Genomic DNA, 26,986 nt, shown 5'->3' on the forward strand with positions numbered 1-26,986 from the left:
GCGACGCCTGCCAAAAGCCGCGCGGGCAACAGTCTAAGAGCTGTTGCCCGCGCGGCCCGTTCCGTGCTCCTTAGCCCGTCTGCCCGAATTGCATCCGGAACACGAACTTGGTCACATCGCTCTTGAGGTTGTCGATCATGTCGTTGAACATGTTGGTGGCCTCGAACTTGTACTCGGTGAAGGGATCGCGCTGACCGTAGCCGCGCAGGCCGATGCCCTGCCTCAGCACGTCCATGCCGTGCAGATGCTCCTTCCAGTGCTGATCCACCGTCTGCAGCAGCACGTAGCGCGACAGGCTGTTGAGCATGGTGGGGCTCAGCTCTTCCTTGCGGGCGTCAAAGGCGTCGGCCACCGCCTTCAGAAGGGCGTCCTGCGCCTCGGCGGGCGACAGGTCGCGCAGGTGGGCGAAGTCGAAGCCCTCCAGCTGCGGCACGGCGTCCAGCACGGCGGCCTGCAGCCCTTCGATGTCCCAGGCGTCCTGGTTGGCTTCCATGGGCAGGTACGTGGCCAGCTGCATGTCCACAAAGTCGGCAATCATGCCCTCGGTGGATTCCTCGACGGCCTCGTCCGGCCCCAGCAGCACCTCGCGGCGCTGGGCGTACACGGTGTCACGCTGCTTGCTCATCACGTTGTCGAACTCCAGCAGTTGCTTGCGCGTGCTGAAGTTGCGGTCTTCCACGCGGGCCTGCGCCTTCTCGATGGCCCCGGTGACCATCTTGGCCTCGATCGGCTGGGTGTCGTCCATCCCCAGTCGGTCCATCATGGCCACCACGCGCTCGTTGGCGAACAGGCGCATCAGATCGTCCTCGAACGACACGTAGAAGCGGCTGCTGCCGGGATCACCCTGGCGCCCGGCGCGGCCGCGCAGCTGGTTGTCAATGCGGCGCGACTCGTGCCGCTCGGTGCCGATGATGTGCAGGCCGCCTGCCTGCTGCACGCGCTCGTGGTCGGCCACCGTTTCGGAGTGCAGCTGCTGGGCCTGCCGGATAAAGTCCTCGGTCATGCCGGGAATCCGCAGGCCGATCTCCACCGTCCGGGGGTCCTGGCGGCTCAGCGCCGTGATAAAGGTCTCGACTTCCGGCACGTAACGGTTGAGGCCCAGGCTCTGTTCGATGCTGGCCCCGATGATGGACTCGGCGTCGCCGCCCAGCTTGATGTCGGTGCCGCGCCCGGCCATGTTGGTGGCGATGGTCACGGTCCCGCTGCGCCCGGCCTGCGCGATGATGCTGGCTTCCTGGGCCTCGAATTTGGCGTTCAGGACGCTGTGCTTGACCCCGGCGGCGGTCAGCAGTTCGCTCAGCTGCTCGCTGGTCACGATGCTGGCGGTGCCGATCAGCACCGGGCGGCCCGTGGCGTGCATCTCCTTGACCTCTTCCACCACCGCGTTGTACTTGCCCAGCTTGCTGCGGTACACCAGATCCTCGGCGTCCTTGCGGATCACGTCGCGGTTGGTGGGAATCACCAGCACGTCGGAGCCGTAGATGTCCAGGAATTCCTTTTCCTCGGTCTTGGCGGTGCCGGTCATACCGGAAAACTTGTTGTACAGGCGGAAGAAGTTCTGGTAGGTGATAGTGGCCAGCGTCTGGTTCTCGTTCTCGATCTTGACGCCTTCCTTGGCCTCGATCGCCTGATGCAGCCCCTCGCCGTAGCGGCGGCCCGGCATGCTGCGCCCGGTGAACTCGTCAATGATGATGACCTCGCCCTCGGCGTTGACGATGTAGTCCTTCTCGCGGTGGTACAACTCGTGAGCGCGCACCGCCTGGGTGATCATGTGTGCCTTGTCCATGTTCTCGGGGCTGTACAGGTCGGGAATGCTCAGCAGCCGCTCGATCTTGGCAATGCCGCTCTCGTTCATGTGGACCTGTTTGGTCTTTTCCTCAATGGTGTAGTCGCCTGTGGCCTCGGTGCGCTCGCCGGGAACAGCGGGCTCACCCTTCTGCAGCCGCCGGATCAGCTTGGCGTAGACGTAGTACAGGTCCGTGGCCTTTTCTGCCGCGCCCGAGATGATCAGCGGCGTGCGGGCCTCGTCGATCAGGATGCTGTCCACCTCGTCCACGATGGCGAAGTTCAGGGGATGCTCGGCGCGCAGGGACAGCGCCTCGCGGCTCTGGGCCATGTTGTCGCGCAGGTAGTCGAAGCCCAGCTCCGAGTTGGTGACGTAGGTGATGTCGCAGGCGTAGGCGGCCTGCTTCTGTGCGGGCTGCAACTCGCGGCTGGCCAGCCCCACCGTCAGGCCCAGGGTGCGGTACAGCAGGCCCATCTCATCGGCCCCCACGCGCGCCAGGTAATCGTTCACGGTCACCAGATGGCAGCCGCGTCCCTGCAACGCGTTCAGCGCCAGCGCCAGCGTCGCCACCAGCGTCTTGCCCTCGCCCGTGCGCATCTCGGCGATGCGGCCCTTGTGCAGGGCGTAACCGCCGATCAGCTGCACGTCGTAGTGCCGCTTGCCAATGGAGCGCCGCCCGGCCTCGCGAATCAGGGCAAAGGCGGGGATCACCACGTCGTCCAGGGACTCGCCGCCCTCCTGAACGCGCACGCGCAGCTCGGCGAAGGCGGCGGCGAGGTCTTCCACCCCCATCATCTCTTCTTCCAGCGCGTTGACCGGCTGCACGATGGTTTTCACGATCTGCTGCACGTCGCGTTGGTTGTTATCGAATAGTTTATTGAGGACACGGAACATGACGAGCAAGTATACCGCTCTGAGGCTGACCGTGACCTCACAGGTTCACAGTGGCGCGCGTAGGCAACCTGAGCGGGGCAGACTCACGGTGGCGGGCCCGCTCTTCGGGGGTCATTGGCCCCTGGGGACCGGGTAAACCTCCTCTAAAGGCAGCGCTTCCCGCCTCTGTTGGCCAGCGTGCAAAGCTGTCTGGTGAACCCGGTCACAGTAGGTGACAGGCGCGGGGCCAGCGCCCGGTTTCTGGCCAAGAGGCCTTATTGTCCGCCCAGGAGGGAACATTCATGTCCAACCGCAGCATCTCCAACATTCTGACCATCGCGGGCCTGTCATCCATTCTGGCGTCCATCGCCATCTGGGCCACCCAGGGCGGCACCGATAAGACCCATGAGGAAAAGTCGCACGGCGAACGTTTTGGCATCTTCGTGGGCCTGTGGGCCCCGACGTTCTTTATTCTGGCCAACAAATACAATGAGGCCGCACTGGTGGAAGACAACGAGTGAATCTGCCGGATGGGATTCCCTTCCCCAGATGACCGTTACGGTTCACAGCGTCAGCACCAGCCCACAGCACGCTTTCAGCAGCGCCCGCCAGCCCCAGATTCGTCTGCTGGTGGGCCTCAGCGTTGAGGGCGAGGCCTACGCGGGCGTGACTGTGCAGCATCTGTTACGGGTGCGGCGGAACTCGGACTAGTCCAATCTGCGGCAGATTCACCTGATTTACGCCGAACTGCTGGATGAACTTGCGGGCACGGGGTCACTGTTGAACCTGGCGAACTGGGCGAGAACGTGCTGACGCGGGGTCTGGACGTTCTCGCCCTTCCTCGCGGCACTGAGCTGTACCTCGGCGCGGAGGCAGTGGTCGCTGGAAGGCACGGTGCGCGACGCCGGGCAACCCGGCCTCAAAGGCCGCAAGCCACCTGCCCAGATCGCCGGATGCGGGCGGGCGCGTCATCAGCAGAAAATTGCCCCATCAGAAGGTCGGGCTACTGGGGGAGCGGACCAACGTCAGGTCATTCGAGTGCATGACCACCGCGCCTTCCTGCGTGGCACATCTACCGGAGCGCTTACGTAGTGTTCTGCGAAACCTGTTTTCTCCCTCCCGCCCTGCCCGGATACCCCGGTGTCTCCGGCACCGCTCCATATCATCTATACTATGTAGTCCGCATCAGTTCCGGCAGTCGCGTCCGGTTAGCAGGGTTGCGTGACCACGTCACGGCCCGTTGCTGCCTGCCACCAGTAGCACGATTAGCGCCCATTTCCAGCTGGGCTGGTAGGCGGCGTTGGCGCTGGTAAATAGCGAATCTATGTGGGCAGTCCGGGGCAGGTAGGTTTCCGTTGACGCTTCACCGTGTTATACGGGCTCCGATTAATTTGTATAGAGGGGCCACCAATGGAACAGGGTGTGCTGGGTGATGAGATTGGGTTGAGTTTCCAGCCAGGCGCAACGTTCTCCAAGCGCGTTTTGAAGTTCAGCGACGAAGCAGCGGTTGGCCAGCGGCTCATCCGTCAGGTTCCAGGCGCGTTCCACCGGCTGCAATTCTGGCGAATAGGGGGGCAGTGTCACCGTCTCCAGCCCAGGGGGATGTCCCTCCACCGGAGGGACATGGAATCCCGCGCCACTTTCAACGAGCTAAATATGATGGTCTGGCCCCGCTCCGAGACTGGCCGCGAACGCGGCCACGACGAGTTGATAGGCGCGTTTGGTGACCTCGGGGACCAGCCAGAACTGGCTGGCTCCGCTTTCAGGACATACGAAGGCATACAGGTACAGCCAGTCGTAACGTGGCTGGACAGGGCGGGTTGCCGGGTGACCCGTGGGCGTCCAGACGGGCCGCGTGATGGGTTGGAGGCCAAGGCGATGTTCATCCATGGCCCACAACGAGACGTGAGGGTGGAGCCGCTCCGCTGCGCGAAGCCGCTCCACTAAGATTTTGATTTGAACTCGTCCTGAGCAGTTATGTCGCCCCCGACATGTCGGGGGCGGGGACGCTGGGGCGAGAACCCGGCCAGTCGCATGAACTCATACGTGCGGCTCAGGTACACCGTTTTGCCAAAGTGCGCCTGAACCATTTTGCCGCTCCAGACGATGCCCTGGTCAAAATCCTCGCGCAGACGGGCGGCGAACTGTTGCTGCTCCGCCTGGGTCAAGACCGTGGGTGCGCCCCGGTTGTCGGCCCGTCCATCTCTCAGACCGTCCAGTCCCAGGGTGTGATACCGACGCAAGACCTTGCGCGCACCCGAGATCGAATATTGAGTCAACGCCAACAGCTCGTGTTCACGTTTGCCTTCGGCATGCAGCGCAAAAAACTGTGCTCTGCGCCGTTAGGCGGCGCAGGTGCTGGCCCGGAAGATGCTCCAAAACGCCGCAGCAGAATGCTGAAGTTTGACGGAAGAGGAGAAGTATTTGATGCTCAGATTCTACACTTTTTAATCGGAGTCCGTATTAGATAGACCCGGCCTGGACTGCGCCGGATGGGTTCAGCAGTGATCGGTCAGCGGTCCGCCGCGTCAGGGGCAGCCGGGGCAGCGACACGCAAGTGCAGTTGCAGTCCGGGGAGATATAGGCGGATGTAACTCAGTAGCGCCCCAATGAACAGAATTACGCCGAGCATCTCCATGCCCTCTTCAACCACGATAAGCGACTGGTTGAGTAGGTTCTGCGTTCCTTCGGTGCTGACCACTAGGCCTTCCAGCAACTCGAAGCCCAGGGCGCCCATGACGTAAACTGCTCCAGCCACAATCACGCGGCTACGAATTCCGCCCGGCAGCTGAATCAGGAACCGCACGAAGGCGAGGCCGACAATCAGCGCCAAGATACCGTAGGGCAAGACCCAGGCGTAGTGCAAGATGCCGTCGGCCTTGACTACGCTGCGAGTGATATCGGCGGTGCGCTCGTGCAACATGGCGGCCTCGTCGAGCGCCAGGAAGCCGAAAATAAAAGTCAGGGCTCTCCAGGAAAAAGCATCTGCGCTGGCGTTCTGCCGTCTGGACCAGGCGATCACGCCCAGGGTCACGGCCGACAGCAGCAGGATTAGGGCCGAGAAATTGGCAGGCATATTGCTTTCATTGTTCAGGTCGAACAGGCCGATGAACAGGTCACGTCCGAAAAAGTCAGTCAGGTACAGCTTGGCAACTAGGCTTAGGAAACCCGCCAGCAAGAGGAAGGCAGCGACGCTCAGTAGCGTTGCCACCACCCGGCGTTCCCCTACCATTAGGTTGAGTGGGGTGGCGGCACTTCCTCCGGCGAGGGCGGCTCTGGCCCCGGTAGGGGCCTCAACTACAGACGAATTCTCAAACATGAAGCGCCCCTTGTTTCAGATGCGACAGAGCATCTGGCTTAGCATGAAGTTCAGATCGACGTGTTCAGTGATGAGTAACGGCGCCTGAACGTGAGAAAAACCTGATCTCTTGTAAGATACTCGACATCGTACCACTTACCGTAGGATAGTGTCGTGATCCAAATTATCCTTTCTTTATGGGCCTGTACGGGCGGTGATTTCCCGCAGTCGGTGTACGTCCTGTGCCCGTCACCGCTGTGATGAAGGCTGCGCCCGGCTACACTGCGCGGTGATGAGTGCCAGGCCCCCCGCAGCAACCCGTAATTTTTCGATCATTGCCCATGTGGACCACGGCAAATCCACGCTGGCCGACCGCATTCTGGAGCGGCTGGGCGCCATGGGCGAGCGCGACAAGCGCGATCAGACCCTGGACACGCTGGAGCTGGAGCGCGAGCGCGGCATCACCATCAAGTCCACCCCGATCCGGCTGGAGTACACCCGTCCCCTGTTCGAGGACGGCACGGGCGGAGAGACCTACGTGCTGAACCTGATCGACACGCCGGGTCACGTGGACTTCAATTACGAGGTGTCCCGTTCGCTGGCGGCCTGCGAGGGCGTGCTGCTGCTGGTGGACGCCTCGCAGGGGGTGGAGGCGCAGACCATCGTCAATGCCTACCTCGCCATCGACAACAACCTGGAAATCGTGCCGGTGATCAACAAGATCGACCTGCCGGCCGCCGATCCGGAGGGTGCGGCAAAAGAGTTGGAGGATGTCATCGGCATTCCGGCAGAAGACGCCGTGTTTGCCTCGGCCAAGGCGGGCATCGGTATCGACGAGATTCTGGAAGCGGTGGTGGCGCGCATTCCGCCACCATCCGGCGATCCGGAAGCTCCCCTCAAGGCGCTGATCTTCGACTCGTTCTACGACGCCTACCAGGGGGTGATCCTGTTCGTGCGCGTGCTGGAGGGCACGGTCAGCGCCAAGGACCAGATCACGCTGATGAACGCGGACCGGTCCTTCGAGGTGGACAAGGTGGGGACGTTCACGCCGGGACTGGTGGTGGGCGAGCAGTTGCAGGCCGGAGCCGTGGGCTGGGTGGCGGCAGGCATCAAGGACATTGCCGACGCGCAGGTGGGCGACACCCTGACGGGCCGGGAGCGCAAGACCCCCGAGGCGTTCCCCGGTTTCAAGCCCGCGCAGCCGGTGGTGTTCTCGGGCCTGTACCCCACCGATACCGAGGACTACCGCAAATTGCGTGACGCGCTGGAGAAGCTCAAGCTCAACGACGCGGCCTTTTCCTTCGATCCCGAGACCTCCGAGGCGCTGGGCTTCGGGTTCCGCTGCGGGTTCCTGGGCCTGCTGCACGCTGAGATCATTCAGGAACGCCTGGAACGCGAGTACGATCTGGACCTGATCGCCACCGCGCCTGCCGTGGTCTACCGCGTCACGCTGACCAACGGCGATGTGTTCGAGACCCAGAACCCGGCGGAATTTCCCACCCGCGACCGTATGACCAGCGTCGAGGAGCCGTACATCAAGCTGTCGGTGATGCTGCCCGAGGACTACGTGGGGCCGGTGATGGGCCTGCTGCAGGAGCGGCGCGGCTCGATGGTCACCATGAACTACCTGGGCAAACGCGTGGAACTGGTGTACGAGGTGCCCTTCGCCGAAATCCTGTACGACTTCCACGACCGTCTCAAGAGCATCTCGCGCGGCTACGCCAGCATGGACTACGAGCAGCTCGGCTACCGCGACGGCGACCTGCGCAAGGTGGACATCCTGGTCAACAACGAGATCATCGACGCGCTGGCCGTGATCGTCCATGAGACCAAGGCCTACGCGCTGGGCCGCAAGATCGTGGACAAGATGGCCGAAGTCATTCCGCGCCAGATGTTCCCGGTGCCGGTGCAGGCCACCATTGGCGCGAAGATCATCGCCCGCGCCACCGTCAAGGCGTACCGCAAGGACGTGCTGGCCAAGTGTTACGGCGGCGACATCTCCCGCAAGAAGAAGCTGCTGAACAAGCAGAAGAAGGGCCGCGCCCGCATGAAGCAGATCGGCACGGTGGAGGTCCCGCAGGAGGCCTTCCTGGCCGTGCTGAGTACCGACGAATAGCGCTGAACCGCTGAACACGGCAGACGCCAGACCTGTCCAGGGGTCTGGCGTCTGCCGTACCGGAAGGCCCTACACGCCGCAACCGGTCTGCAGCGGAGTATCTGTCAGGCCTCTGGCGGGCGTCCACTCGTTGACGGTGTAGGACGAGCCCTCGTAATACGCACCGTACAGCACCAGTTCCATCCGCCCGTCGCCGTTCAGGTCAGCGATGCCTGCGAGGCGGGAAAGGGTGGCCAGCGGGCGCGTTGGGAGGGGGGCGTCGGCGTTTACGGGCGTCTGCGGCGCAATGTCCGCGCCCAGCGTGACGGTCAGCACCTGTCCGCGCACCACGTGGCGCAGCAGCACCAGGCTGTAGTCACCCGGCTGGCCGACGGGCGGGGGGTGAATGCCGCTCCGCTCGCCGTAAGAGGTGGCCTCGATCAGCACTTCCAGCGTGCCGTCGCCGTCCAGGTCGCTGCGGGTCAGGCCCACAAGGCGCACCTTAGGATTGTTCAGCCCGCGCCGCAGCAGCTCCGTGCGGACGATCTGGCGGTAGGTCTCGTTGCCGACCGGCAGCGCGGTGACGGGCCGGGGCCGGGCGTTCAGCCCTGCGGCAGTGAAGACCTGAAACTGGTCCGGTAGACCCGCGGGCCTGACGGCGACGGCGTAGGCGTCCGGGCACGGCTCGCCGAAGGATTCGGGTGTGTCGCCCGTCACGGCCACGGGCGGGCCGCCCAGACTGCGGCGCAGATAGCGCTCCTGACCTTTCAGGCGCGGCACAGTCCCGGCCGCCGTCAGCCAGCGCCCGCCCGCTGCCGCGCCCAGCAGTTGTGGCCGGTCGTCGCCCGGCGCGTGGACCAGCACCGGGAAGAAGCCGCCGGGCACAGGGGTCTGGCCTCCCGCGCCGGTGGCCATCAGAGCGCCGCCCAGCAGCAGGGCCTGTAAAAAAGGACGCGTCATGCTCCAGCGTACCCCTCTGGCGGTGGGCGCGGGCGGTTCAGAGCTGCAACGCTGCGTTCAGTGCGGCGCGGGTGCGGCCCAGGTAGCCGCTGCCGAACATATTCACGTGCGCCAGCAGGGGGTACAGGTTCCACAGGGCCGCGCGGTCCTGCCAGCCGGGTGCGGGCGGGCGGGCCTCGGCGTAGGCATCGAAGACCCGCTGCTCCACCCCGCCGGACAGCGTCATGGCGGCCAGATCGACCTCGCGGTGGCTGTGGGCTGCGGCCGGATCGATCAGCGCCGGCCCCGCCGCCGTGTACAGCAGGTTGCCGTGCCACAGGTCGCCGTGGACCACGCTGGGCACCTCCACGGGAATCAGTTTGGGCAGACGCTGGTGCAGGGTCCCGAACTGGTCTACGTCCGCGCCCGACAGGTGTTCTTGCGCCAGCCGCAACTGGGGCTGCAAGCGGGCTTCCCAGAAGAAGTCGGCGGCGCTGCGGGCAGGTGGATTGAACTGCGGCATCGTCCCGAAGTAGTTGTCCGCCGTGTCCCCGAAGCCGGGTACCGTCACGCTGTGCAGCGCGGCCAGTCCCCGGCCCAGCGCCTCCTGGCCCTGCGGCGTCGCGGCCACCGGCGGCAGGTAACGCTGCAGCAGGTACTGCCAGCCGCCCGGCGCGTCGCCGTGCGCCAGCACCTCCGGCAGCAGCAGGCCCGCCGGGCGCTGTGACGCGGCCCTGCGCAGCAGCCCCAGCCCCTGCGCCTCCGCGGAGAACAGGTGCGGCAGGGTGCGGCGGCTGGCCTTCAGGACGAAGTCCCCCCGCCCGGTCTGCAGCCGGTATACGTCGTTGATGTCGCCCCCGCCCAGGGGGGTAGCCTCCAGAATCTGCCCACCCAGATGTTGTTCCAGCAGCGGCAGCAGCGTGGGCGCAATGGAGCGGGACATGCCCGCAGTGTGCCACGGGTGCCGGGGCAGCGGGACTGGACCTGCCCTGCGTATCCTGAAGGCAAACGCCCCTGGAACCTGCCGGCTGGCCGGATGCGGGCCGTGTGAATGCGCCGCCCCTCCCGCTGCCGGAGCCGCTGACGTAGGCTGAGGAAATGCCTGTGATGCAGCTGGACCATGTCGCCATCGCCACCCCTGATCTGGACACCGGAAGCGCCCCGTATCTGGCGCTGGGGCTGCACCCCGAGGGTCCGGACGAGGACGTGCAGACCCAGGGCGTGCGGGTGCGTGCCTTTGAGGTGGGCGAGACTCTAATCGAATTGCTGATGCCCACCCGCTCCGACAGCCCGATTGCTGCGTATCTGGAAAAGCGCGGGCCGGGCCTGCACCACACCGCCTACCGTGTGGCCGATCTGGACGCCGAGATGGCCCGCCTTCGCGCCGAGGGCGCACGGTTCCTGAGCGACGCGCCCACGCCGGGCCGGGCCGGGACGCGCGTGGCCTTCCTGCATCCCAGATGGGGAGCCGGCACCCTGATCGAACTGGTGGAGCATCCCCACGGTGGGGCCGCGTCCGGGGGGGCGGGCGGTTGACCCCACCGGTTCCCTCTGGCCGCTTCCGGGCGGTGTGGTGGCTGATCTCGCTGGGCATCCTGGGCACGATCTGGTGGCTGAGCAGTGCCCCGGACACGCCGGGGCCCCCGCTGGTACACCCGCTGGACTGGATGGCCCATTTCACCGCGTATTTCGCGCTGGCCTACGCGCTGGGCCGCGCCACCGGGCGGCGCGACGTGGCGCTGCTCATCGCCGTGTGGTGGGGCGCACTGGACGAGGTGCATCAGGCTTTCGTGCCGGGCCGCGACGCAGGCATTGTCGACTGGCTGTTCGACTTGGCGGGGGCATGGCTGGGGTCCCGGCGGGCCGCACGGCGCAGCGGCACAGGACGGGGTGGGGAAGAGGAGGCCGGACCGCCCTGACGCTGGAAAAGGATGCGGACGAGGTCCTCGCCCTCCCACGGCACAGCGCCGGCACCGCCGTTCGCATCCCCGTCTGCCCTGTCGCAGTTCTGTCAGACCCGGCCCGTTACGCTGGAGGGGAGATGATGCGCGCCGTGACCCCTGCCCCAGCTGCCTGCCGCCACGCGGACACCCTGAAAGCCGCGCTGGCGCAGCTCGACGGCGTGATTCTGGGCAAGCCGGGACAGACGCGGCTGGCGGTGGCCTGCCTGCTGGCCCGCGGCCACCTGCTGATCGAGGACCAGCCGGGCGTGGGCAAGACGACGCTGGCCGGGGCGCTGGCCCGCACCTTCGGGCTGGATTTCCGGCGCGTGCAGTTCACCGCTGACCTGCTGCCTGCCGATCTGACCGGCGTGAGCGTGTGGGACGCCCCCAACTCCGCCTTCAGCTTTCTGCCGGGGCCGGTGTTCAGCGAGGTGTTGCTGGCCGATGAGATCAACCGCGCCACCCCCCGCACCCAGGGCGCCCTGCTGGAGGCGATGGAGGAGCGGCAGGTCAGCGAGGGCGGCGTGACCCGCCCCCTGCCGGACCCCTTTTTCGTGATCGCCACGCAGAACCCGGCGGCCTTCGTGGGCACCTCGCCGCTGCCGGAAGCGCAGCTGGACCGCTTCCTGATGACCATCACGCTGGGCTACCCGGACCCGCGCGCCGAGCGCACCCTGCTGGAAACCGGCGGCCGCAGCCTGAGCGTGCGTGGCCTGGGGGCGGTGCTGGACGCCGCCACACTGGTGCAGATGCAGCGCGAGGTGGACGGCATTCACGCCGCAGGCCCGCTGCTGGATTACCTGCAACTGCTGGCCCACGCCACCCGCGAGCATCCGGGGCTGTCGGTGGGCCTGAGCCCCCGCGCCCTGCTGGCGCTGCTGGGCGCGGCGCGGGCCTGGGCGTATCTGGCAGGGCGCCCGATGGTGCTGCCCGAGGACGTGCAGGCCGTCTTTCCGGCCCTGGCCACCCATCGCCTGCCGCCGCGCGCTCCGGGCGTGGGCATGTCTGACCTGCTGGCCCGGCTGCTGGCCGACACGCCGATTCCGTGAGGGGGGTGTGGGTTGTCGGAGGTGGGTGGAAACAGCCCAGGTGATCCCGCTCTTTGCCATGTCCCGGCCATGACCCCCAGAACTGCCCGGAAACCTGACCGTTCAACCGTCCTATCTGTGCCCACCACCCACCGCCCACCGCCCGCACCCCGCCTGACCCCCACCCGCTTCGGCCTCGCCTTTCTGCTGCTGGTCACGCTGACCCTGGTGGGCTGCATCAACTACGGCCTGAGCCTGGGCTACGGCCTGACCTTCCTGCTGGGCGGCGTGTGGGTCATGGCCTCCACCGGGGTGGGCCGCGCGGCGCGGCAGGTGCGGCTTGTTCTGACGGCGCCCGCCGGGGCCACGGCCGGGGGCGAGGCGCTGTTCACGCTGTCGGTCACGGCGACGGTGGCCGGGGCGGTGACGCTGCGTTTGAACAGCAGCGCGGGCGACACCCGCACCGTGACCCTGCGCGTGGCGGCGGGCGAGGTCCGCACGCTGACCGTGCCGGTTCCTGCCCGGACGCGCGGCCCGCTGACGCTGACGCCGCGCGGGGCCGCCGCGCTGGATGTCCTGGGTCTGTGGGCCGCCGGCCTGACCCCGCCCGCCCCAGTCACGGTGAACGTGGCCCCGGCCCCCGAAACCGGAGCGCCGCCCGTGCCCCTGCGGACCCTGCCGGGAGCGGGCGACGGCCAGACCCGCACGCGTGGCGACGAGGAATTCGCCGGTTTGCGCCCCTACACTCCTGGCGACTCGCCCCGGCAGATTTCCTGGCGGCATGTGGCCCGCACCGGAGAGTTGCTGACCCGCGAAACCGACGCCGCGCAGGGCCGGGTGCGCGTGCTGGAGTGGGGGGACACCTCCGCCACACCGCCGGGCGATACGGAGGCCCGGCTGTCCCGGCTGGCGGCCTGGGTGCGGGAACTGGACCGCCTGGGCCTGGCCTTCGCGCTGAAGCTGCCCGGCGCGGCGCTGGCCGCAGGCAGCGGTGAGGGCCAGCGGCTGGCCGCCCTGGCCCTGCTGGCGGGGGTGACGCCCCTCCCGCCGGGTTCACCCCCGTCCCGGAGCAGGATGCGGGCCACCACCGACGCGAACGCGCTGCGGGCCACGTTGCTGGCGCTGGCCTTTACCCTCGCGCCGGGGGTGCTGTGGCAGCCGCTGTGGGCCTCGGCGCTGGTGGCGGGGCTGCTGGCGTACGGTGCCGTTCGCACGCGCCGGCCGCTGCCCGCAGTTCCCACCTGGGTGCTGGGCGGGATGGCCGGGCTGGCGGCGGTGGGCCTGAACGCCACCTACGGCACGCTGCTGGGCCGCGACGCAGGGACGGCGCTGCTGGCGCTGCTGGTGGCCCTCAAGACGGCCGAAAGCCACGGGCGGCGCGACGGTCAGCTACTGGTGTTGCTGGGACTGTTCGTTGCCAGCACCCACTTCTTTCATGGTCAGGGACCGCTGACGGCCCTGCACACCATTCTCAGCGCCGCGCTGCTGCTGGCCGCCGCCTCACGCTGGACCGCCCCAACCAGAACTGGGCCGGTGCGCCCGGACCAGGAAGCAGAGGCGGACCTGCCCGCTGCCCTGATCCGCAGCGGGCGCCTTCTGGCCCTGGCCGCGCCGCTGGCGCTGACGCTGTTCGTGCTGTTCCCGCGCCCGGAGAGCCCGCTGTGGCAGGTGCCGGTCCAGGGCGGGGCAAGTACGGGATTGTCGGATGAGATTCGCGCCGGAGAGTACAGCAATCTGGCCCAGAACCGCGCCGTGGCCTTTCGCGCCGATTTCACGGGTCCGCTGCCTGCCCCGGATCAGCGCTACTGGCGCGGTCCGGTCTACGAGGCCTACGACGGCCAGGCCTGGAAACAGGTGCGGATCGGCGGCAGGTCGCCCAGCATCGAACCGCTGGCCAGTGCCCCGGCCTGGAATTACACCCTGACCCTAGAGGCGTCCGGGAATCCCTGGCTGCTGGCGCTGGACACCCCATTGACGCTCCCCCAGCGCACCGTGCTGACCACCGCGTTCCAGGCCGTGACCTTTCGCCCCGTCAGTGCCCGCCGCCGGGTGACCCTGGAAAGCCGCCCGGCGCGCCTGGGCGTCAGCGAGAACCCGGACCGGTTGCAATTTAACCTGTCGCTTCCCGCTGGGCAGAGTCCGCGGGCCGCTGCGCTGGGTGCGGGCTGGAGCCAGCTTCCGCCCCAGGGACGGATTGAAGCAGGCCTGGACTATCTGCGCCGGGGCGGCTTTGCCTACACCCTCTCGCCGCCGCTGCTGCCCGCGCAGGACCGGGTGGACGCCTTTCTCTTTGGCACCCGGCAGGGCTTTTGCGAACACTACGCGCAGTCCTTTGTGTTCCTGATGCGCGCCGCCGGACTGCCTGCCCGCATCGTCGGCGGCTACCTGGGCGGCGAGCAGAACCCCGATGGCGGCTACCTGATTGTGCGCCAGCAGGACGCCCATGCCTGGGCCGAGGTCTGGGTGCAGGGGCAGGGGTGGCAGCGCGTGGACCCCACCGCCGTGGTGGCCCCCGCCCGCGTGAATGCCGGGCTGTCCACCGCCTTGACGCAGCCGCAGGCCGCCGTTGCCGCCAGCCCCACCGGGCTGGGCCGCTTTGGCCTGCGCCTGGACGCGCTGCAAAACCGCTGGAACGATCTGGTGGTGGGCTACGACGGGGACCGGCAGCAGGCCCTGCTGGCCCGCATGGGGCTGGGCAGCGTCGGCTCAGCCCCGTATCTGGTGGTGGGGGCGCTGCTCGCCGTGCTGGCACTGCTGCCCGCGCTGTGGTGGCTGCGGCGGCAGGCCCGCCCACGCGACCCCGCCGCCCGCGCCCTGCATAGCCTGACCGTGCGCCTGCGGCTGCCGCGCGAGCCGGGCGAGACGCCCAGCGCTTACGCCGCCCGCGCCGCCCAGGCCCACCCCCACCTGACTCCCGCACTGGACGAGGTGGTGCGGGCCTACCACGCCGCCCGCTACGCACCCGGCGAGTCCACGGAAGCGCTCAAAGCGCTGGCCGCAGCGCTGCGCGAAGTCCGGCGCTAACGGCACCTCACCAACCCACCCGGTCCATCACAGGAACGCCTGTGCTGGGGGCAGCTGGCATGGCAGATGCAGAGGGCCACGGCAGGAAGCGTGCGCCCGGCTGGGAGGCACTGTGATCCCCGTGGCCGGAATGTTGGCCCGGCGTGGCTGGACTCTGGCCTGATACGCCGGGCAGCTAATTACGCAACATGCAGAAAAACACCGAACGTTGCCCCATCGCTTAGTCGGGTTGACGTTGGCTCTTCAACCGCAATTCGCCGGAGTGCGCTGAGCCCCGGAACCGGGCGGGCAGTCAGGGGAAGTTGGGCTGGGCATCCAGCTACATCCAGATCGAGCGCCGCCCCGTCTTTTCGCAGCGGCCCAATGCAGATCAGCGGCTCAATGCAGATGCAGCCCGGCACCCTGCTGCCGCACCGCCCGCCGCCGGCGCTTGACCGCCACCATGCGTTCGTGGGCCAGCCTCAGCAGCGCCTCGCCCACGCCCTCGCTGCTGTGAGTGATGCCCACGCTGACGCCCTGCAGCGGCGCCACCTGACGGGCGGCCAGCACCGCCGTGTCCACTGCGTCATGTACCGACTCCTCGTCCATGTCCTCCATCACCACGAACCTGTCGCCGCCCAGCCGGTAGACCTCGCCGGACTGGCCCAGCTCCACCTTCAGGGTGCGGGCGAACACCTGCAGCAGCTTGTCGCCCTGGGCCGGGCCCTCCTGATCGTTCAGTGCTTTCAGGCCGTCCAGATCCAGCAGCGCCAGAAGATAGGGACGGCCGTCCAGATGGCGCTGGATCAGGTCCTGGTACACGGCGCGGCGGTTCAGAATGCCGGTCAGCGCGTCTGTGCGGGCCTCCTGGTGGGCCAGCTCGGCTTCCAGCCGCCGGTCCAGGGCGCTGCGCAGGCTGCGGCCCGTCGCCTCCAGCAGCGCCTGATCACTGCCCCGCCAGCGCATCACCGGGTTGTCGTTCAGCCGCATGGCCATCAGCACCGAGGTCGCCCCGCTGCGCGTGCCCAGGGGCACCCAGGCGGTCTGCTGGACCCCGGCGGCCACCACCGCGCCCAGCGCGCCGGGAAAGCCCGGGTAGTCGTCGAGGTACAGGGGCCGGGTCAGGTCGTTCAGGGTGGTCGTGACCGAGTTGGAGCAGTCGGGCAGATGACCGGACAGGGGCTGCGCGGCCGGGGGCACCCGTGCGGACTCGCACGCCGCCTCCACCCGCAACTCCTCGCCCTCGCAGACCAGCAGCGCAATCGAGTCGGCGTTCAGAACGTCGCCCAGCAGGTCCCAGGCCCCCAGGGTCATGTCCTCCGGGGACAGGTCCTGGTCCATCAGCCTCGTGATGCCCTCCAGCACCCAGGTCTGGTCCAGTCCACGTTGCAGCTCGGCGCTGCGGCGCTGCTGGGCGTCGTGGCCGCGGTGCAGGGCGCAGGTGTGGGCGCGCAGTTCCAGTTCGTCCACCACCAGCGCGGCCAGGGCCTGCAGGTCCTGCAGGTTCTCCTGGGTCAGCGGGCGGGGCTGGTGGTCCGTGACGCACAGCGTCCCGATGCGGTGCCCTGCCGGGGAGACCAGGGATGCCCCCGCATACATATGGATGTGTGGTTCACCCACGACCCCCGGGTACTGGGCGAAGCGTGGATCGGCATGCGCGTCCTCCACGACCAGCGGCTCCGCCTGCAGGATGGTCCAGGCACAGATGGAGGCGTGGCGCGGCGTGGTGATGCCCCCCGGACCGTGGGTGGATTTGGTCCACTGCCGGGACTGGTCCACGAGGTTGATGCTGGCCACCGGAGTGCCCAGCAGGCGGGCGGCCAGCCGGGTGATGCGGTCAAAGGCAGCCTCGGCAGGCGTGTCGATAATCTCGTACTGCGCCAGGGTCAGCAGGCGGGCGTACTCGTCGGACGGAAGAGGAGCGCCGGTCATAGGGCGCAGCCTGTCAGCACTGCTCTTGCGAAGCTCTGACAGGCCCCACTCATGAGGGACAGTGGGGCAGGCTGCTTGGCGCTGCAACACACGATCTGTCGATTCTTAGCTCACTTATGTCTCCGGCACAAAACAAAAAAGCCCCGTACGGGACGGGGTTTTCTATCGTTGGTGGCGATGCGCGGACTTGAACCGCGGACCTAACGATTATGAGTCGTTCGCTCTAACCAGCTGAGCTACATCGCCTGGAGATGATCAGGACAACCTGAAGAAAAAAGCAGCCCCGCACGGTGGCGGGGGCTTTTTGATGGTGGAGCTGAGCGGGTTCGAACCGCTGACCTTCTGAATGCCATTCAGACGCGCTCCCAACTGCGCCACAGCCCCTCTTTTGTTGCTTGCCTCTTTCAAGGCTCAGCCAGATTAACAGCGCTTTCCCAGGTTGTCAACGGGTCTGGTCTTCCAGGTGCCCGGCAGGGTGGGCCGACGTCACCTGATGCGCCGCGAGATTCACGTAGCCCTCAATCAGATGGATGATCACCGGGTTGTGGGTATGGACCCCGTGCGCCTGCCCCACGCCGTCCTCAGCGATGAAGTGGGCGATCAGTGCCGCCTCGCCGTCGCGGGTCAGCAGGAAGGCGTGCTGGCCCACCGCCGCAATGCTGGGCAGGCCCGCCAGATGGGTGCGGTGCAGCTCCACGCCGCGCGGGGCCAGACGTTCCAGGTCCGCCGCAAAGCTGGGTTCTCCGGCCATGAACAGGCTGCGCCGGGCGTTCAGGGTCAGGTCCTCGCACAGGCTGCGGATGGCGGCCTCGCCGTACAGGTGGTACACCGCTTCCGGCGCTGGGTCGGGGGCCAGACGCGAGAGGTCGCGGTCCAGCGCGCCCAGCCGGTCGTCGAAGCTGCGCCGCGCTCGCGCCAGGTACTCGCGGGCGCTGAGCGGGGCGTATTCCAGCGGATTCTGACCCACCTTGGCGGCCAGCCCCCGGCCCTCCAGACGCTCCAGGGTCTCGTAGATCTTGGGACGGGGAATCCCGGCCTGCCGCGCCACGCGGGCCGGCACGGCGCGGCCCAGCGCCAGCAGGGCGGTATACGCGCGGGCCTCGTACTCGGTGAGGCCCAGCGCTTGCAGGTGAATCACGGCGCTCATCTGCCGGTCAGCATACGGGAAAAGCGGCCTTCACGCATGTTTGCGCAGCAGAATGCTCTTGAGATACAGACTTTCGGGCACGCTCAGCAGGTGCGGGTGGTCGGCGGGCTGGTACGTCACGGCCACCACCTCGGCGTCGCAGTCGGCCTCGGCGGCGGCCACGCGGGCGGCGTCCAGCAGATCGTCCACCCGAATGTAGTGGGCACAGGTGCTGATCATCAGGTGGCCGCCGCTGACCAGCATCCGCAGCGTGTGGGCCGCGCCGTCGGTGAAGATGCGCTTGGCCCGCGGCACGTCGTCGCGGCGCTTGGCCAGGGTGGGCGGATCCAGCACGGCGGCCCCGAAGCTGCGCTTCTCGCGCTCCAGCGCGGCCAGCACCTCCAGCGCGTCGCCCCAGCGCACGCCCACGTTGCTGTTCACGCCGTTGCCCCGCGCGGCCCCTTCCAGCGCGGCCAGGGCCACCTGGTCCTTGTCCACCCCCACGCTTTTTGCACCTGCCTTGGCCGCGTGCAGGCTGAAGCCACCGGTGTACGAGTACACGTCCAGAAAGCCCTGGCCGGGCTGCACCAGCGAGCGCATCAGGCGGCGGTTGTCGCGCTGGTCCAGAAAGAAGCCGGTCTTCTGGGCGTCCATCGGCGCAAAGTGCAGGCTCAGGTCGTCCTCATGGAACTCGACGCGCTCCGGCACCTCGCCCCACAGCGGCCCGGCCACCATGCCCAGCCCCTCGCGGCGGCGCTCACCGGTATCGCTGCGCTCGTAGGCGCTGGCGGCCCCGGTCACCTCGCGCAGCGCTTTCAGGATCAGGTCCCGGTGCCGCTCAGTCCCGGCGTTGCGAAGCTGCACGGCCAGCACGTCCCCGAACTGATCGGCCACCACGCCCGGCAGCCCATCGGCCTCGGCGTAGACGGCCCGCACGGCGTCGGTGTTCAGGATGCGGCCCTCGCGGCGCTTGAGGGCGGCCTTTACGCGGGCGCGGTAGAACTTCAGGTCAATGTCTTCCCGCTCCCAGGTGAGCAGGCGCAGCGGCGTCGCGCCGTCTGGGTTGAAGTACCCGCGCGCGATCACCTTGCCGCCGGGAGCTTTCACGTCCACGACCTCGCCGGGCGCGATGCCCGCGTCGGCGTCGGCGATGTCGCCCGAATGCCCGTAGGGATAGCGGCCCAGGGTGCGCCGGACGGCGGCGGGCTGGAGGGTGACGGCGGCGGACTTCTTCATGAACGACAGGCTAGCGGATGGGGGAGAGGGCTTGATGGGGACGGGAGGTTGGGGGGAAGGCCGCGAAGACAGGGCACGACATCTTGCCCTGGGCGTTCCCGTCTCCCACCCGGCTTGAACCCGGCCCCCCTTCGGCGCATCCTGTGGCCTATGCCTGACCCCGCCGTGACCTTTCCCGCACCCCGGCGCATTCCCTATCCGGGCGGCTGCGTGCTGGAACCCGGTCCCTACGCACTGGACTATCTGCTGAAATGGCCTGCTGAGATGACGGTGAACGGAAAGCCCTACCCCGAACAGCCGGTCTACCCGCTGATTCGCGGGTTGCTGGCCGATCCGGCGGCCCACGGCATCACGCTGAAAGAGGCCCAGGCTGCGCGGGACCGCTTCCTGGAACTGGCCGGGCAGGCGCTGGAGGCCGAGGGCGGCGACCGGCGCTGGCTGGAGCGGGAGTTCGGGCGCTGAATACAAGGGCGCTGGGCGGGCGCGGCGCGTCCGGGGACTGGGGAGAGCTGGCCCTGGCCGAGCCGCTGCCGGGCGAGGCGCTGCACGCCCGCGTGGCCCGCACCCTGCGCGGCGCCGTGACCGGCGGCCTGCTGTCCGAAGGCACGCGCCTGCCCGGCCACCGCCGTCTGGCCGGGGTGCTGGGCGTCTCGCGCAATACCCTGGTGGACGCCCTGGCGGGCCTGGAGGCCGAGGGTTACCTGCGTGTGCAGGGCCGCAGCGGAACGGTGGTCTGCGTACCCGCCGCTGAGGCAGGCGCCCCGTTCACGGCGACCGTGGATGAATTGCCCCTCAGCGCCTGGGCCACCCGCGCCCTGTCGGGCGGCGAGGACGCCGCCGAGGGCCACTACTCGGTGGATTTCCGCGTGGGTCAGCCGGTGCCTGAGCTGTACCCGGAAGCGGCCTGGACGGCGGCCCTGGCCCGTCAGGCGGGGCGACTGGGCCGCAGAACGCAGGGTGGCCCCGCCTCGGATCCGCTGGGGCCATTGGAAACCCGCCGCGCCCTGTCAGCCTACCTGAACGCCGTGCGCGGCGCGCGGGTCACGCCTGAGATGGTGATGCTTACCGGCGGCACGCAGTCGGCACTGGACGCGCTGGCCCGCGTGTTTCTGGAGCCGGGGCGCATGGCGGCGGTGGAGGACCCCACCTACCCCGGCGCGCGGGCAGCACTGTCGGCCACCGGGGCGGCGGTGGTGCCGGTGCCGGTGGACGGGAGCGGCCTGCGCCCCGGAGCCCTGCCCCCGCACGCCACGCTGCTGTACCTGACCCCCGGTTGCCAGTACCCCACCGGCGTGACCCTGGGGGCCGCCCGCCGCGCCGCACTGGTGGCCTGGGCGCGGCGCGGCAACGCCTTTGTGCTGGAAGACGACTACGCCGCCGACTTGCACCACACGGGCCGCCCCCTGCCGGTGATGCAGGGACTGGCCCCGGACCGGGTGATTTTGCTGGGCAGTTTCAGCAAGAGCCTGGCCCCGGCCACCCGCAGCGGCTTTCTGGTGGCTCCACCTCCGGTGCTGCGGGTGCTGGCCCGCACCCGCCCGCTGACGGACCGGGCACCCGGCACGCTGGACGCCCTGGCCCTGGCCGACGTGCTCAGTTCAGGGGCGTACGGGCGGCATCTGCGCCGGGCGCGGCTGGTGCTGGCCCACCGGCAGGACGTGCTGCTGGCGGCCCTGGGCGAGTGGCAGCCCACCTGGGAGGCGCACGGCGCGGCTTCCGGGCTGCATGTGTACGTGCGGCTGCCCCCCGGTCTGAGCGAGGCGCAGGCCGTGGCCGGGGCGGCGCGGCGGGGCGTGGCCCTGTCGCCTGTTGCACCCCTCTCGGCCGCTGGGGGGCGGGCCGCCGTGCTGCTGGCCTTCGCCCACCTGACCCCCGAGACCATCCGGCAGGGGGTCCGGCGGCTGTCGCTCGCCCCCTGACCCCCCCCGCCACAGTGTAATTTCTCTTTCAGAGTCGTGGCATTTCGCGTTAAGCTGTGCCGATGCGTCTGCTTCTCGTGGTCCTGCTGCTGGCCCTGACCGCGCTGTACCTGACCTTCGGTCTGCGGCTGGGCTACATGACCCTGACGCCCACCTACCTGTGGAACGCCACGGGCGAGAACAGGTACACCTTCGGCGTCTACGACGAGAACCAGCAGGTCGGCGTGCGCGGTTCCTGCACGGTCCGCAGCGGCAAGGCCACCTTTCGCCTGGTCTCTCCGGGCGGCACCCAGATCGCCGGTCAGGTGTGTCCCCAGGGCAAGTGGGGGCTCAACGTCCTGGGCACGGGAGACGCCGGGCGTTACCGGCTGACCATTGAACTGGAGCACTTCACCGGCATGATCGACATTGAGGAGGCCCGCAAGTAACGCCGCCGGGTCGCCCGCAAAAGCCACAATAAAGACCGGCAGGCCGCTTGATGGGCCTGCCGGTCTTTATTGTGGGCGCCTGTGGTTGGCGGGTTAGCCCTGCTGCGTGCCTTCCTGGGCAGCCTTGGCCTTGTTGAGGGCCTTGGCCAGGCGGCTCTTCTTGCGGGCGGCGGTGTTCTTGTGCATGGTGCTGCCCTTGGCGGCCTTGTCGATCAGGCTCTCGGCCTTGCTCTGGGCTGCGGCCAGGTCCTCACCGTTGGTCACGGCGGCCAGCGCCTTCTTGGTGAAGGTCTTGATGGTGCTCTTGCGGCTGCGGTTGAGCATGCGGCGCTTGAGGCTCTGGCGGTGGCGCTTCTGGGCGGACTTGTGACGTAAAGCCATGTTCTTACTCCTTGTTCTCCCGCGTCGCGGGGCGGTTCCCCGTGGTGGGGAACTCGTGGCGTTCAGCAGATCTGAAGCTGCTGCACGCGCCGGGGCGAAGGTCGCGCTGGACCACCCGCGCCGGGCCGCCTCTGAGAAGAGACAACCTCGTAACTATACGCGCTTTGGCGGTGCCGGACAAGCCTTAGACTGGGGCCATGCGAAGTCGCCGTCCCCATCCGCCCGAGGGTGATGCGCCCCCGCGCGAGGTCCGGCCCAGGACCCCGCAGGAGCAGCGCGACGCCCTGCTGGCCTACGCCTTCCGTGCGCTGGGCGGCCGAGCGCTGACCGAGACCGAGCTGCGCGGCAAGCTGGAGCGCCGCAGCGACACCCCGGAGCTGGTCGAGGAAGTCCTGAAGCGCGTGCAGGAACTGGGCTACCAAGATGACGAACAGGTGGCCCGCATCGAGGGCACCCGGCGTGGCGTGGGGACCTTCCGGGTGCGCCAGACCCTCAAGCGCCGGGGCGTGCCCGAGAACCTGATTCAGGACACCCTGGAGGCCCGGGATCCTGACGAGGAGCGTGCCGGGGCGCTGGAAGTGCTGGAGCGGCGCTGGCCGGCGCTGGCCCGCAAGAAGGACCCGAGGGCCAGCGCCTACGCCTTTCTGGCTCGCCGGGGCTACGGCGGCGACGCCATCTGGCCCGCCATCCGCGAACTGAGCGAGCGCCTGCCGCCCGCAGAGGACGACGAGGAATCTGAGGGCGACGGGGAGTAACGCGTCTGCCTTGACACCCCACAGGGCGGCGGATAAACTGCCGGACGCACTTGAAACGCTGCGCGGTCCCCCGTGACCCCCAGCGCGACAGGAGCCGTGGCGGGGCGTAGCGCAGCCTGGTAGCGCACGTCGTTCGGGACGACGGGGTCGAAGGTTCGAATCCTTTCGCCCCGACCACGCACAGAACTGACCTCCCCGACGCGGGAGGTCTTCTTTTTGCCCGCTGCCCCCCGCCCCCCTGCCTGCCGGAGTCCCATGCGCGTCTTTGCCATCGCCGATCTGCATCTGGCCTACGTGACCCCCAAACCCATGACGGTCTTCGGGCCGCAGTGGGCCGGGCACCCGGAGGCCATCTATGAGCGCTGGCGCGAGGTGGTGCGCCCCGGCGATCTGGTGCTGCTGCCCGGTGACCTGTCGTGGGCCATGCGCCTGCCCGACGCCATGACCGATCTGGCGCGGGTGGCCCAGCTGCCCGGCACCAAGGTTCTGTTGCGCGGCAACCACGACTACTGGTGGCCCACGCCGTCCAGGCTGCGCGCGGCCTTGCCTCCCGGCATGCTGGCCGTCCACAACGACGCCGTGCGGGTTGAGGATTCAGGGGGCCGGGGTGTGGTGGTCTGCGGCACCCGCGGCTGGAACACGCCGGGCTATGTCCCCTTGAATGAGGAGGACCAGAGGCTTCTGAACCGCGAGGCCCAGCGCCTGACCCTCAGCGTGGAGGCGGCGGCGCGGCTGCGGCAGCCGGGCGATCACGTTCTGATGATGCTGCACTACCCGCCCGCCTCGGCCCCCTACCCCCCCAATCCGCTGACCACCGTGATCGAGGCGGCGCGGCCCGAGCTGATCGCCTATGGCCACCTGCACGGCGTTCCGGTTGAAAAGTCCATGCGGCATGTGAACGGGATTCCCGCGCATCTGGTGGCGGCGGATGGCCTGAAATTCACGCCGAAGCTGCTGCTGGATACCGGGGATTAGCCGGGCACCCACCCGTGGACACGTCATCCAGGCAGACCAGCGCCTCCAGGACGTGGGCGTCCACTCCACCCAACGCTGACCCCTGTACGGTGGGACCGCTGTGGATACCGTTAAAAACCGCCAGCCGCCCGGCCGCAGCATCCGCAGGGTGGGGGTAGAGTTGAGCCTGTTCGGTTCACTCTGTCTCTCTGCACAAGGAGCATCCATGACCCCATCCACCGATCTTCCTGCCCGCACACTTCGCGATCTGACCGTGTCCGCCCTGGGCTTGGGCTGCATGGGCATGAGCGAGTTCTACGGCGACGCCGAAGAGGCCGAGAGCGTCCGCACGCTGGACCGTGCGCTGGACCTGGGCGTCACGTTCTTCGACACCGCCGACATCTACGGCCCCCACACCAACGAGGAACTGCTGGGCCGCTGGCTCAGGGGCAAGCGTGACCGCGTGGTGCTGGCCACCAAATTCGGCATCGTGCGCGAGCCGGGCTACCCGATGCAGCGCAGCCTGTCGGGGCGGCCCGAGTACGTGCGGAAGTCCATCGAGGCCAGCCTCAAGCGCCTGAAGACCGATCACATCGATCTGTACTACCTGCACCGCCTCGATCCGCAGACGCCCATTGAGGACACCGTGGGCGCGATGGGCGAACTGGTGGAGCGCGGCATGGTGCGTTACCTGGGCCTGTCGGAGGTGGACGCCGCAACGCTGCGCCGCGCCGACGCCACCCATCCGATCACCGCCCTGCAAAGCGAGTACTCCCTGTGGACCCGTGATCCGGAACACGTCCAGCACCCCACAGATGACCAGGGCTCCGGTGACGAACAGCCCGGCGAGAGCGTGCTGGCCGCCTGCCGTGACCTGGGCGTGGGGCTGGTGCCGTACAGCCCGCTGGGACGCGGTTTCCTGACCGGGCAGCTCAAGTCCCCCGACGACTTCGGCCCCGACGATTTCCGCCGCACCAGCCCGCGCTTTCAGGGCGAGAACTTCCAGAAGAACCTGGATCTGGTGGCCGAGGTGCAGCAGATGGCGCGTGACAAGGGCTGCACAGGGGCGCAGCTGGCGCTGGCGTGGGTGCTGGCGCAGGGCAAACACATCGTCCCCATCCCCGGCACCAAGCGGGTCAAGTACCTGGAGGAAAACCTGGGTGCGCTGGATGTGACGCTGAACCCCGACGATCTGGCCCGCATCGACGCCACCTTTCCGCCGGGCGTGGCGACGGGGGCGCGGTATGGGCAGATTCAGGCGGCGCAGCGGTAGCCGGGATGCGCAGCAGAGACTCTCGTGCTGCAACAAGCCTGCCGTGCCCTCGCTGTGCATGACGGTGACAGGATGATGCCGCGCCCATTCCCATTCTGACGGAGCCGGGGGTCCGCTAGCATCTGTCCCATGTCCCTGACCCTCTCTGTCCTGAGCGGCGAATATGCTGTGTGCCAGCTTCCCGAAGACGCCGTGCCGCCCGCGTGGGCCTTTGCGGGTGAGTTCTGGAGCGTGACCCGCGCGCCCGGTGAGCTGTCGGTGGTGTGTGCGGCGGCACGCGTGCCGGAGGACGTACGGGCGCAGAGAGGCTGGGCCGCCCTGCGGCTGCACGGCCCCTTCGAATTCACGCTGACCGGCATTCTGGCGGGCGTGCTGAATCCGCTGCGGGACGCGGGCGTGGGCATCTTTGCCCTGTCCACCTTTGACACCGATTACGTGCTGGTGGCGCAGGCGCGGCTGGCGGAGGCGGTGGCCGCCCTAATGGCGGCGGGGCATACCGTCAATCTTTGAAGTCTGCACGCTCCAGCATGTAGCGGATCACCGGTACCATCTCGCCCCGGTATTCCTCTGATCTGCCCTGCCCGTTTTCGGAGAAGCCCAGCCGCCGCATCAGCGCCCGCGAACGCACGTTGGGCGCATGAACCTCGGCAGTCACAGTCTGAAGGCCCAGATCATGGAAGGCGTGCGCCAGCGTCAGCCGCCCGGCCTGCAACCCCAGTCCCTGGCCCCACAGGCCCGGCTCCCCGATGGCGATGCCAAACTCGGCGCTGCGGACCGTGAACCCCGCCAGATCGGTGTAGCCCACCAGCACGCCGTCCACCCAATGCCGTGGCGCAGCAACTCCGGCGGCGTCAGCGTGAGCAGCCCCTGCCAGTGCTGGCGGATGTGTTCGGCGGGCAACCCCACGGACCACGCGATGGCCAGACAGAATTCCTCGTCCGCGCCCCAGCGCACGGCACATTCCTCGTCGCCGGGGCGCAGCGGGCGCAGACGCAGCTCGCTCACGGCCACAGCCCGGCCAGAATCTGGGCCGCCGAACCCTCCCGCCCCTGCCCCACGCCCTCTCCAGCCCACAGGCTCAGCACGTCCGCGCGGCCCGCCTCTGCCCCCGCCGCCCGCAGCTGCCGCGTGAGGGCGTTCTGAAATGGATAGGGAAGTGGGTGCGCCACCCCCTCCGTCACGGCATTTCTCAGCCCCCGTGCCGTGCGTCCGCTGAAGGCACGGGTGAGCACAGTGTCGCCGGGCCGCGCCGCCGCCAGCGCCGAACGGTACGGCGCGGAGGTCCCGGCCTCTGCCGCCCGCAGGAACGCCGTGCCACACTGCGCGAGCCTGGCTCCGGCGTCCAGCACGGCGCGCACGTCTTCCCGTGTCATCAGGCCGCCCGCCGCAATCAGCGGCACGCGGACACCCTGTGCTGCCGCCTGAACCAGTGCCAGCGTGTCGGCCCGTTCATCCGTAAGCCAGCCGCCCCGGTGCCCGCCTGCCGCGCCCCCCTGCAACACGACAGCGTCCACCCCATCGGCTTCCAGCTGCCGCGCCTCGTCCAGCCCTGTCGCGGTGCCCATTGTCAGGACGCCGCGTGCCCTCAACGCCTCCAGGTGCCGGGCGTCCAGCCGTCCAAAGGTGAAGGAGAGGACAGCCGGGCAGACGTCCAACACGGCCTCCAGCTGGGATTCAAAGTCCTGCTCCGCCTGGGCTGTCAGCACGGGCGGCGCCAACCCCAGCCTGGCGTGAAAGGGGGCGAGTTCGGCGGTGGCCCGCGCCACTTCCAGCTGTGTTGGACGCGCGGCGGGCTGCGGCGCGAACAGGTTCAGGGCGAAGGGCCCCGGCGTCAGCCGACGCACCGCCGCGCCCGTCTCCCGGATCTGCGCGGGCGTCAGGTACGCCACGCCCAGGCTGCCCAGTCCGCCCGCCTGCGAAACGGCGGCGGCCAGTTCCGGCGTGCCCGGCCCGCCGGCCATCGGGGCCAGGACGATGGGCACGCGCAGGTTCAGCCGCTGCAGGATGACAGGCATGC

The 26,986-nt window shown here is 68.4% G+C and carries 27 protein-coding genes and 3 tRNA genes; 15 read left to right on the plus strand and 15 right to left on the minus strand.

The features are described from left to right. Positions 1–70: 70 nt before the first annotated feature. Positions 71–2,680, minus strand: coding sequence for a preprotein translocase subunit SecA (gene secA / locus IEY31_RS06110; protein WP_188970035.1), 2,610 nt, complete (start codon positions 2,678–2,680; stop codon positions 71–73). 281 nt (positions 2,681–2,961) lie between these two features. On the opposite strand from secA, the gene IEY31_RS06115 reads away from it, so the two are divergent. Together IEY31_RS06115 and IEY31_RS06120 are read left to right on the plus strand one after the other, a co-directional pair. Next, the gene (locus tag IEY31_RS06115) at positions 2,962–3,180 is read left to right on the plus strand and encodes a hypothetical protein (RefSeq protein ID WP_188970037.1); all 219 of its coding nucleotides are present in this window, start codon (positions 2,962–2,964) and stop codon (positions 3,178–3,180) included. Positions 3,181–3,208: 28 nt separating this feature from the next. After that, positions 3,209–3,370, plus strand: coding sequence for a hypothetical protein (locus tag IEY31_RS06120; RefSeq protein WP_188970039.1), 162 nt, complete (start codon positions 3,209–3,211; stop codon positions 3,368–3,370). Positions 3,371–4,045: 675 nt separating this feature from the next. On the opposite strand, the gene IEY31_RS06125 is transcribed toward IEY31_RS06120, so the two are convergent. The 4 genes from IEY31_RS06125 to IEY31_RS06140 all read right to left on the minus strand — a co-directional run bounded on the left by IEY31_RS06125 (position 4,046) and on the right by IEY31_RS06140 (position 5,891). Beyond that, on the minus strand, positions 4,046–4,243 hold the full coding sequence (locus tag IEY31_RS06125) for a hypothetical protein (RefSeq protein ID WP_188970041.1): 198 nt from the start codon (positions 4,241–4,243) through the stop codon (positions 4,046–4,048). A gap of 66 nt (positions 4,244–4,309) precedes the next feature. Continuing rightward, the gene (locus IEY31_RS06130; RefSeq protein WP_188970043.1) at positions 4,310–4,549 is read right to left on the minus strand and encodes a hypothetical protein; all 240 of its coding nucleotides are present in this window, start codon (positions 4,547–4,549) and stop codon (positions 4,310–4,312) included. A 53-nt stretch (positions 4,550–4,602) separates the two neighbouring features. Next, positions 4,603–4,938, minus strand: coding sequence for a winged helix-turn-helix domain-containing protein (locus IEY31_RS06135; protein ID WP_188970045.1), 336 nt, complete (start codon positions 4,936–4,938; stop codon positions 4,603–4,605). A 233-nt stretch (positions 4,939–5,171) separates the two neighbouring features. Further along, positions 5,172–5,891, minus strand: coding sequence for a multidrug transporter (locus IEY31_RS06140; RefSeq protein WP_188970047.1), 720 nt, complete (start codon positions 5,889–5,891; stop codon positions 5,172–5,174). Positions 5,892–6,249: 358 nt separating this feature from the next. On the opposite strand from IEY31_RS06140, the gene lepA reads away from it, so the two are divergent. After that, positions 6,250–8,073: a translation elongation factor 4 gene (lepA, locus tag IEY31_RS06145; protein ID WP_188970049.1), complete on the plus strand. Its 1,824-nt coding sequence runs from the start codon at positions 6,250–6,252 to the stop codon at positions 8,071–8,073. 69 nt (positions 8,074–8,142) lie between these two features. On the opposite strand, the gene IEY31_RS06150 is transcribed toward lepA, so the two are convergent. Both IEY31_RS06150 and IEY31_RS06155 read right to left on the minus strand, forming a co-directional pair. Then, the gene (locus IEY31_RS06150) at positions 8,143–9,012 is read right to left on the minus strand and encodes a hypothetical protein (protein WP_188970051.1); all 870 of its coding nucleotides are present in this window, start codon (positions 9,010–9,012) and stop codon (positions 8,143–8,145) included. 37 nt (positions 9,013–9,049) lie between these two features. Then, complete coding sequence (locus IEY31_RS06155) at positions 9,050–9,934, minus strand: fructosamine kinase family protein (protein ID WP_188970053.1); 885 nt, start codon at positions 9,932–9,934, stop codon at positions 9,050–9,052. 155 nt (positions 9,935–10,089) lie between these two features. Between IEY31_RS06155 and IEY31_RS06160 the strand changes: the two genes are divergently transcribed. From IEY31_RS06160 to IEY31_RS06175, 4 genes are all read left to right on the plus strand, one after another. Then, entirely contained in the window at positions 10,090–10,527 is a 438-nt protein-coding gene (locus IEY31_RS06160; protein ID WP_188970055.1) for a VOC family protein, read from the plus strand. Then, the gene (locus tag IEY31_RS06165) at positions 10,524–10,910 is read left to right on the plus strand and encodes a VanZ family protein (RefSeq protein WP_229723359.1); all 387 of its coding nucleotides are present in this window, start codon (positions 10,524–10,526) and stop codon (positions 10,908–10,910) included. Before IEY31_RS06160 ends, IEY31_RS06165 begins: the two co-directional genes overlap by 4 nt. Positions 10,911–11,035: 125 nt before the next feature. After that, positions 11,036–11,983, plus strand: coding sequence for an AAA family ATPase (locus IEY31_RS06170; protein ID WP_373289124.1), 948 nt, complete (start codon positions 11,036–11,038; stop codon positions 11,981–11,983). Positions 11,984–12,100: 117 nt separating this feature from the next. Then, complete coding sequence (locus tag IEY31_RS06175) at positions 12,101–14,986, plus strand: transglutaminaseTgpA domain-containing protein (RefSeq protein ID WP_229723360.1); 2,886 nt, start codon at positions 12,101–12,103, stop codon at positions 14,984–14,986. A gap of 378 nt (positions 14,987–15,364) precedes the next feature. On the opposite strand, the gene IEY31_RS06180 is transcribed toward IEY31_RS06175, so the two are convergent. The 5 genes from IEY31_RS06180 to IEY31_RS06200 all read right to left on the minus strand — a co-directional run bounded on the left by IEY31_RS06180 (position 15,365) and on the right by IEY31_RS06200 (position 19,259). Then, entirely contained in the window at positions 15,365–16,897 is a 1,533-nt protein-coding gene (locus IEY31_RS06180; RefSeq protein ID WP_188970063.1) for a sensor domain-containing diguanylate cyclase, read from the minus strand. Between the two features lie 169 nt (positions 16,898–17,066). Next, a tRNA-Met gene (locus IEY31_RS06185) sits at positions 17,067–17,143 on the minus strand. Between the two features lie 62 nt (positions 17,144–17,205). Continuing rightward, a tRNA-Ala gene (locus IEY31_RS06190) sits at positions 17,206–17,281 on the minus strand. Between the two features lie 58 nt (positions 17,282–17,339). Next, on the minus strand, positions 17,340–18,044 hold the full coding sequence (locus IEY31_RS06195) for a TrmB family transcriptional regulator (protein WP_188970065.1): 705 nt from the start codon (positions 18,042–18,044) through the stop codon (positions 17,340–17,342). 30 nt (positions 18,045–18,074) lie between these two features. After that, entirely contained in the window at positions 18,075–19,259 is a 1,185-nt protein-coding gene (locus IEY31_RS06200) for a class I SAM-dependent rRNA methyltransferase (RefSeq protein ID WP_188970067.1), read from the minus strand. 150 nt (positions 19,260–19,409) lie between these two features. Here IEY31_RS06200 and IEY31_RS06205 point away from each other — a divergent pair, with 150 nt between their 5' ends. From IEY31_RS06205 to IEY31_RS06215, 3 genes are all read left to right on the plus strand, one after another. Further along, positions 19,410–19,721: a hypothetical protein gene (locus tag IEY31_RS06205; protein ID WP_188970069.1), complete on the plus strand. Its 312-nt coding sequence runs from the start codon at positions 19,410–19,412 to the stop codon at positions 19,719–19,721. Further along, on the plus strand, positions 19,694–21,178 hold the full coding sequence (gene pdxR, locus IEY31_RS06210; RefSeq protein ID WP_188970293.1) for a MocR-like pyridoxine biosynthesis transcription factor PdxR: 1,485 nt from the start codon (positions 19,694–19,696) through the stop codon (positions 21,176–21,178). Before IEY31_RS06205 ends, pdxR begins: the two co-directional genes overlap by 28 nt. A gap of 62 nt (positions 21,179–21,240) precedes the next feature. After that, positions 21,241–21,606, plus strand: coding sequence for a hypothetical protein (locus IEY31_RS06215; RefSeq protein ID WP_188970071.1), 366 nt, complete (start codon positions 21,241–21,243; stop codon positions 21,604–21,606). A 93-nt stretch (positions 21,607–21,699) separates the two neighbouring features. Here the strand turns inward: IEY31_RS06215 and rpsT are convergent, their stop codons facing one another. Beyond that, positions 21,700–21,987 carry a 30S ribosomal protein S20 gene (gene rpsT / locus IEY31_RS06220; protein ID WP_188970073.1) on the minus strand — a complete coding sequence of 96 codons (288 nt, stop codon included), beginning with the start codon at positions 21,985–21,987 and terminating at the stop codon, positions 21,700–21,702. 197 nt (positions 21,988–22,184) lie between these two features. Here rpsT and recX point away from each other — a divergent pair, with 197 nt between their 5' ends. The 5 genes from recX to IEY31_RS06245 all read left to right on the plus strand — a co-directional run bounded on the left by recX (position 22,185) and on the right by IEY31_RS06245 (position 25,479). Next, entirely contained in the window at positions 22,185–22,742 is a 558-nt protein-coding gene (gene recX, locus IEY31_RS06225) for a regulatory protein RecX (RefSeq protein WP_188970075.1), read from the plus strand. 100 nt (positions 22,743–22,842) lie between these two features. Next, positions 22,843–22,919: transfer RNA gene (locus IEY31_RS06230), tRNA-Pro, on the plus strand. Between the two features lie 78 nt (positions 22,920–22,997). Next, the gene (locus IEY31_RS06235) at positions 22,998–23,717 is read left to right on the plus strand and encodes a metallophosphoesterase (protein ID WP_188970077.1); all 720 of its coding nucleotides are present in this window, start codon (positions 22,998–23,000) and stop codon (positions 23,715–23,717) included. 205 nt (positions 23,718–23,922) lie between these two features. Further along, complete coding sequence (locus tag IEY31_RS06240) at positions 23,923–24,969, plus strand: aldo/keto reductase (protein WP_188970079.1); 1,047 nt, start codon at positions 23,923–23,925, stop codon at positions 24,967–24,969. A 129-nt stretch (positions 24,970–25,098) separates the two neighbouring features. After that, positions 25,099–25,479, plus strand: a complete 381-nt coding sequence (locus IEY31_RS06245) for an ACT domain-containing protein (protein ID WP_188970081.1) — start codon at positions 25,099–25,101, stop codon at positions 25,477–25,479. On the opposite strand, the gene IEY31_RS18625 is transcribed toward IEY31_RS06245, so the two are convergent. Then, on the minus strand, positions 25,469–25,789 hold the full coding sequence (locus IEY31_RS18625) for a GNAT family N-acetyltransferase (RefSeq protein WP_229723361.1): 321 nt from the start codon (positions 25,787–25,789) through the stop codon (positions 25,469–25,471). The genes IEY31_RS06245 and IEY31_RS18625 overlap by 11 nt on opposite strands. A gap of 181 nt (positions 25,790–25,970) precedes the next feature. Then, positions 25,971–26,984 (minus strand): NAD(P)H-dependent flavin oxidoreductase, encoded by a 1,014-nt coding sequence (locus tag IEY31_RS06255; protein WP_188970083.1) that lies wholly within the window; start codon positions 26,982–26,984, stop codon positions 25,971–25,973. Between the last annotated feature and the right edge of the window lie 2 nt (positions 26,985–26,986).

This window comes from Deinococcus aerolatus, from assembly GCF_014647055.1.
GTDB lineage: Bacteria > Deinococcota > Deinococci > Deinococcales > Deinococcaceae > Deinococcus > Deinococcus aerolatus.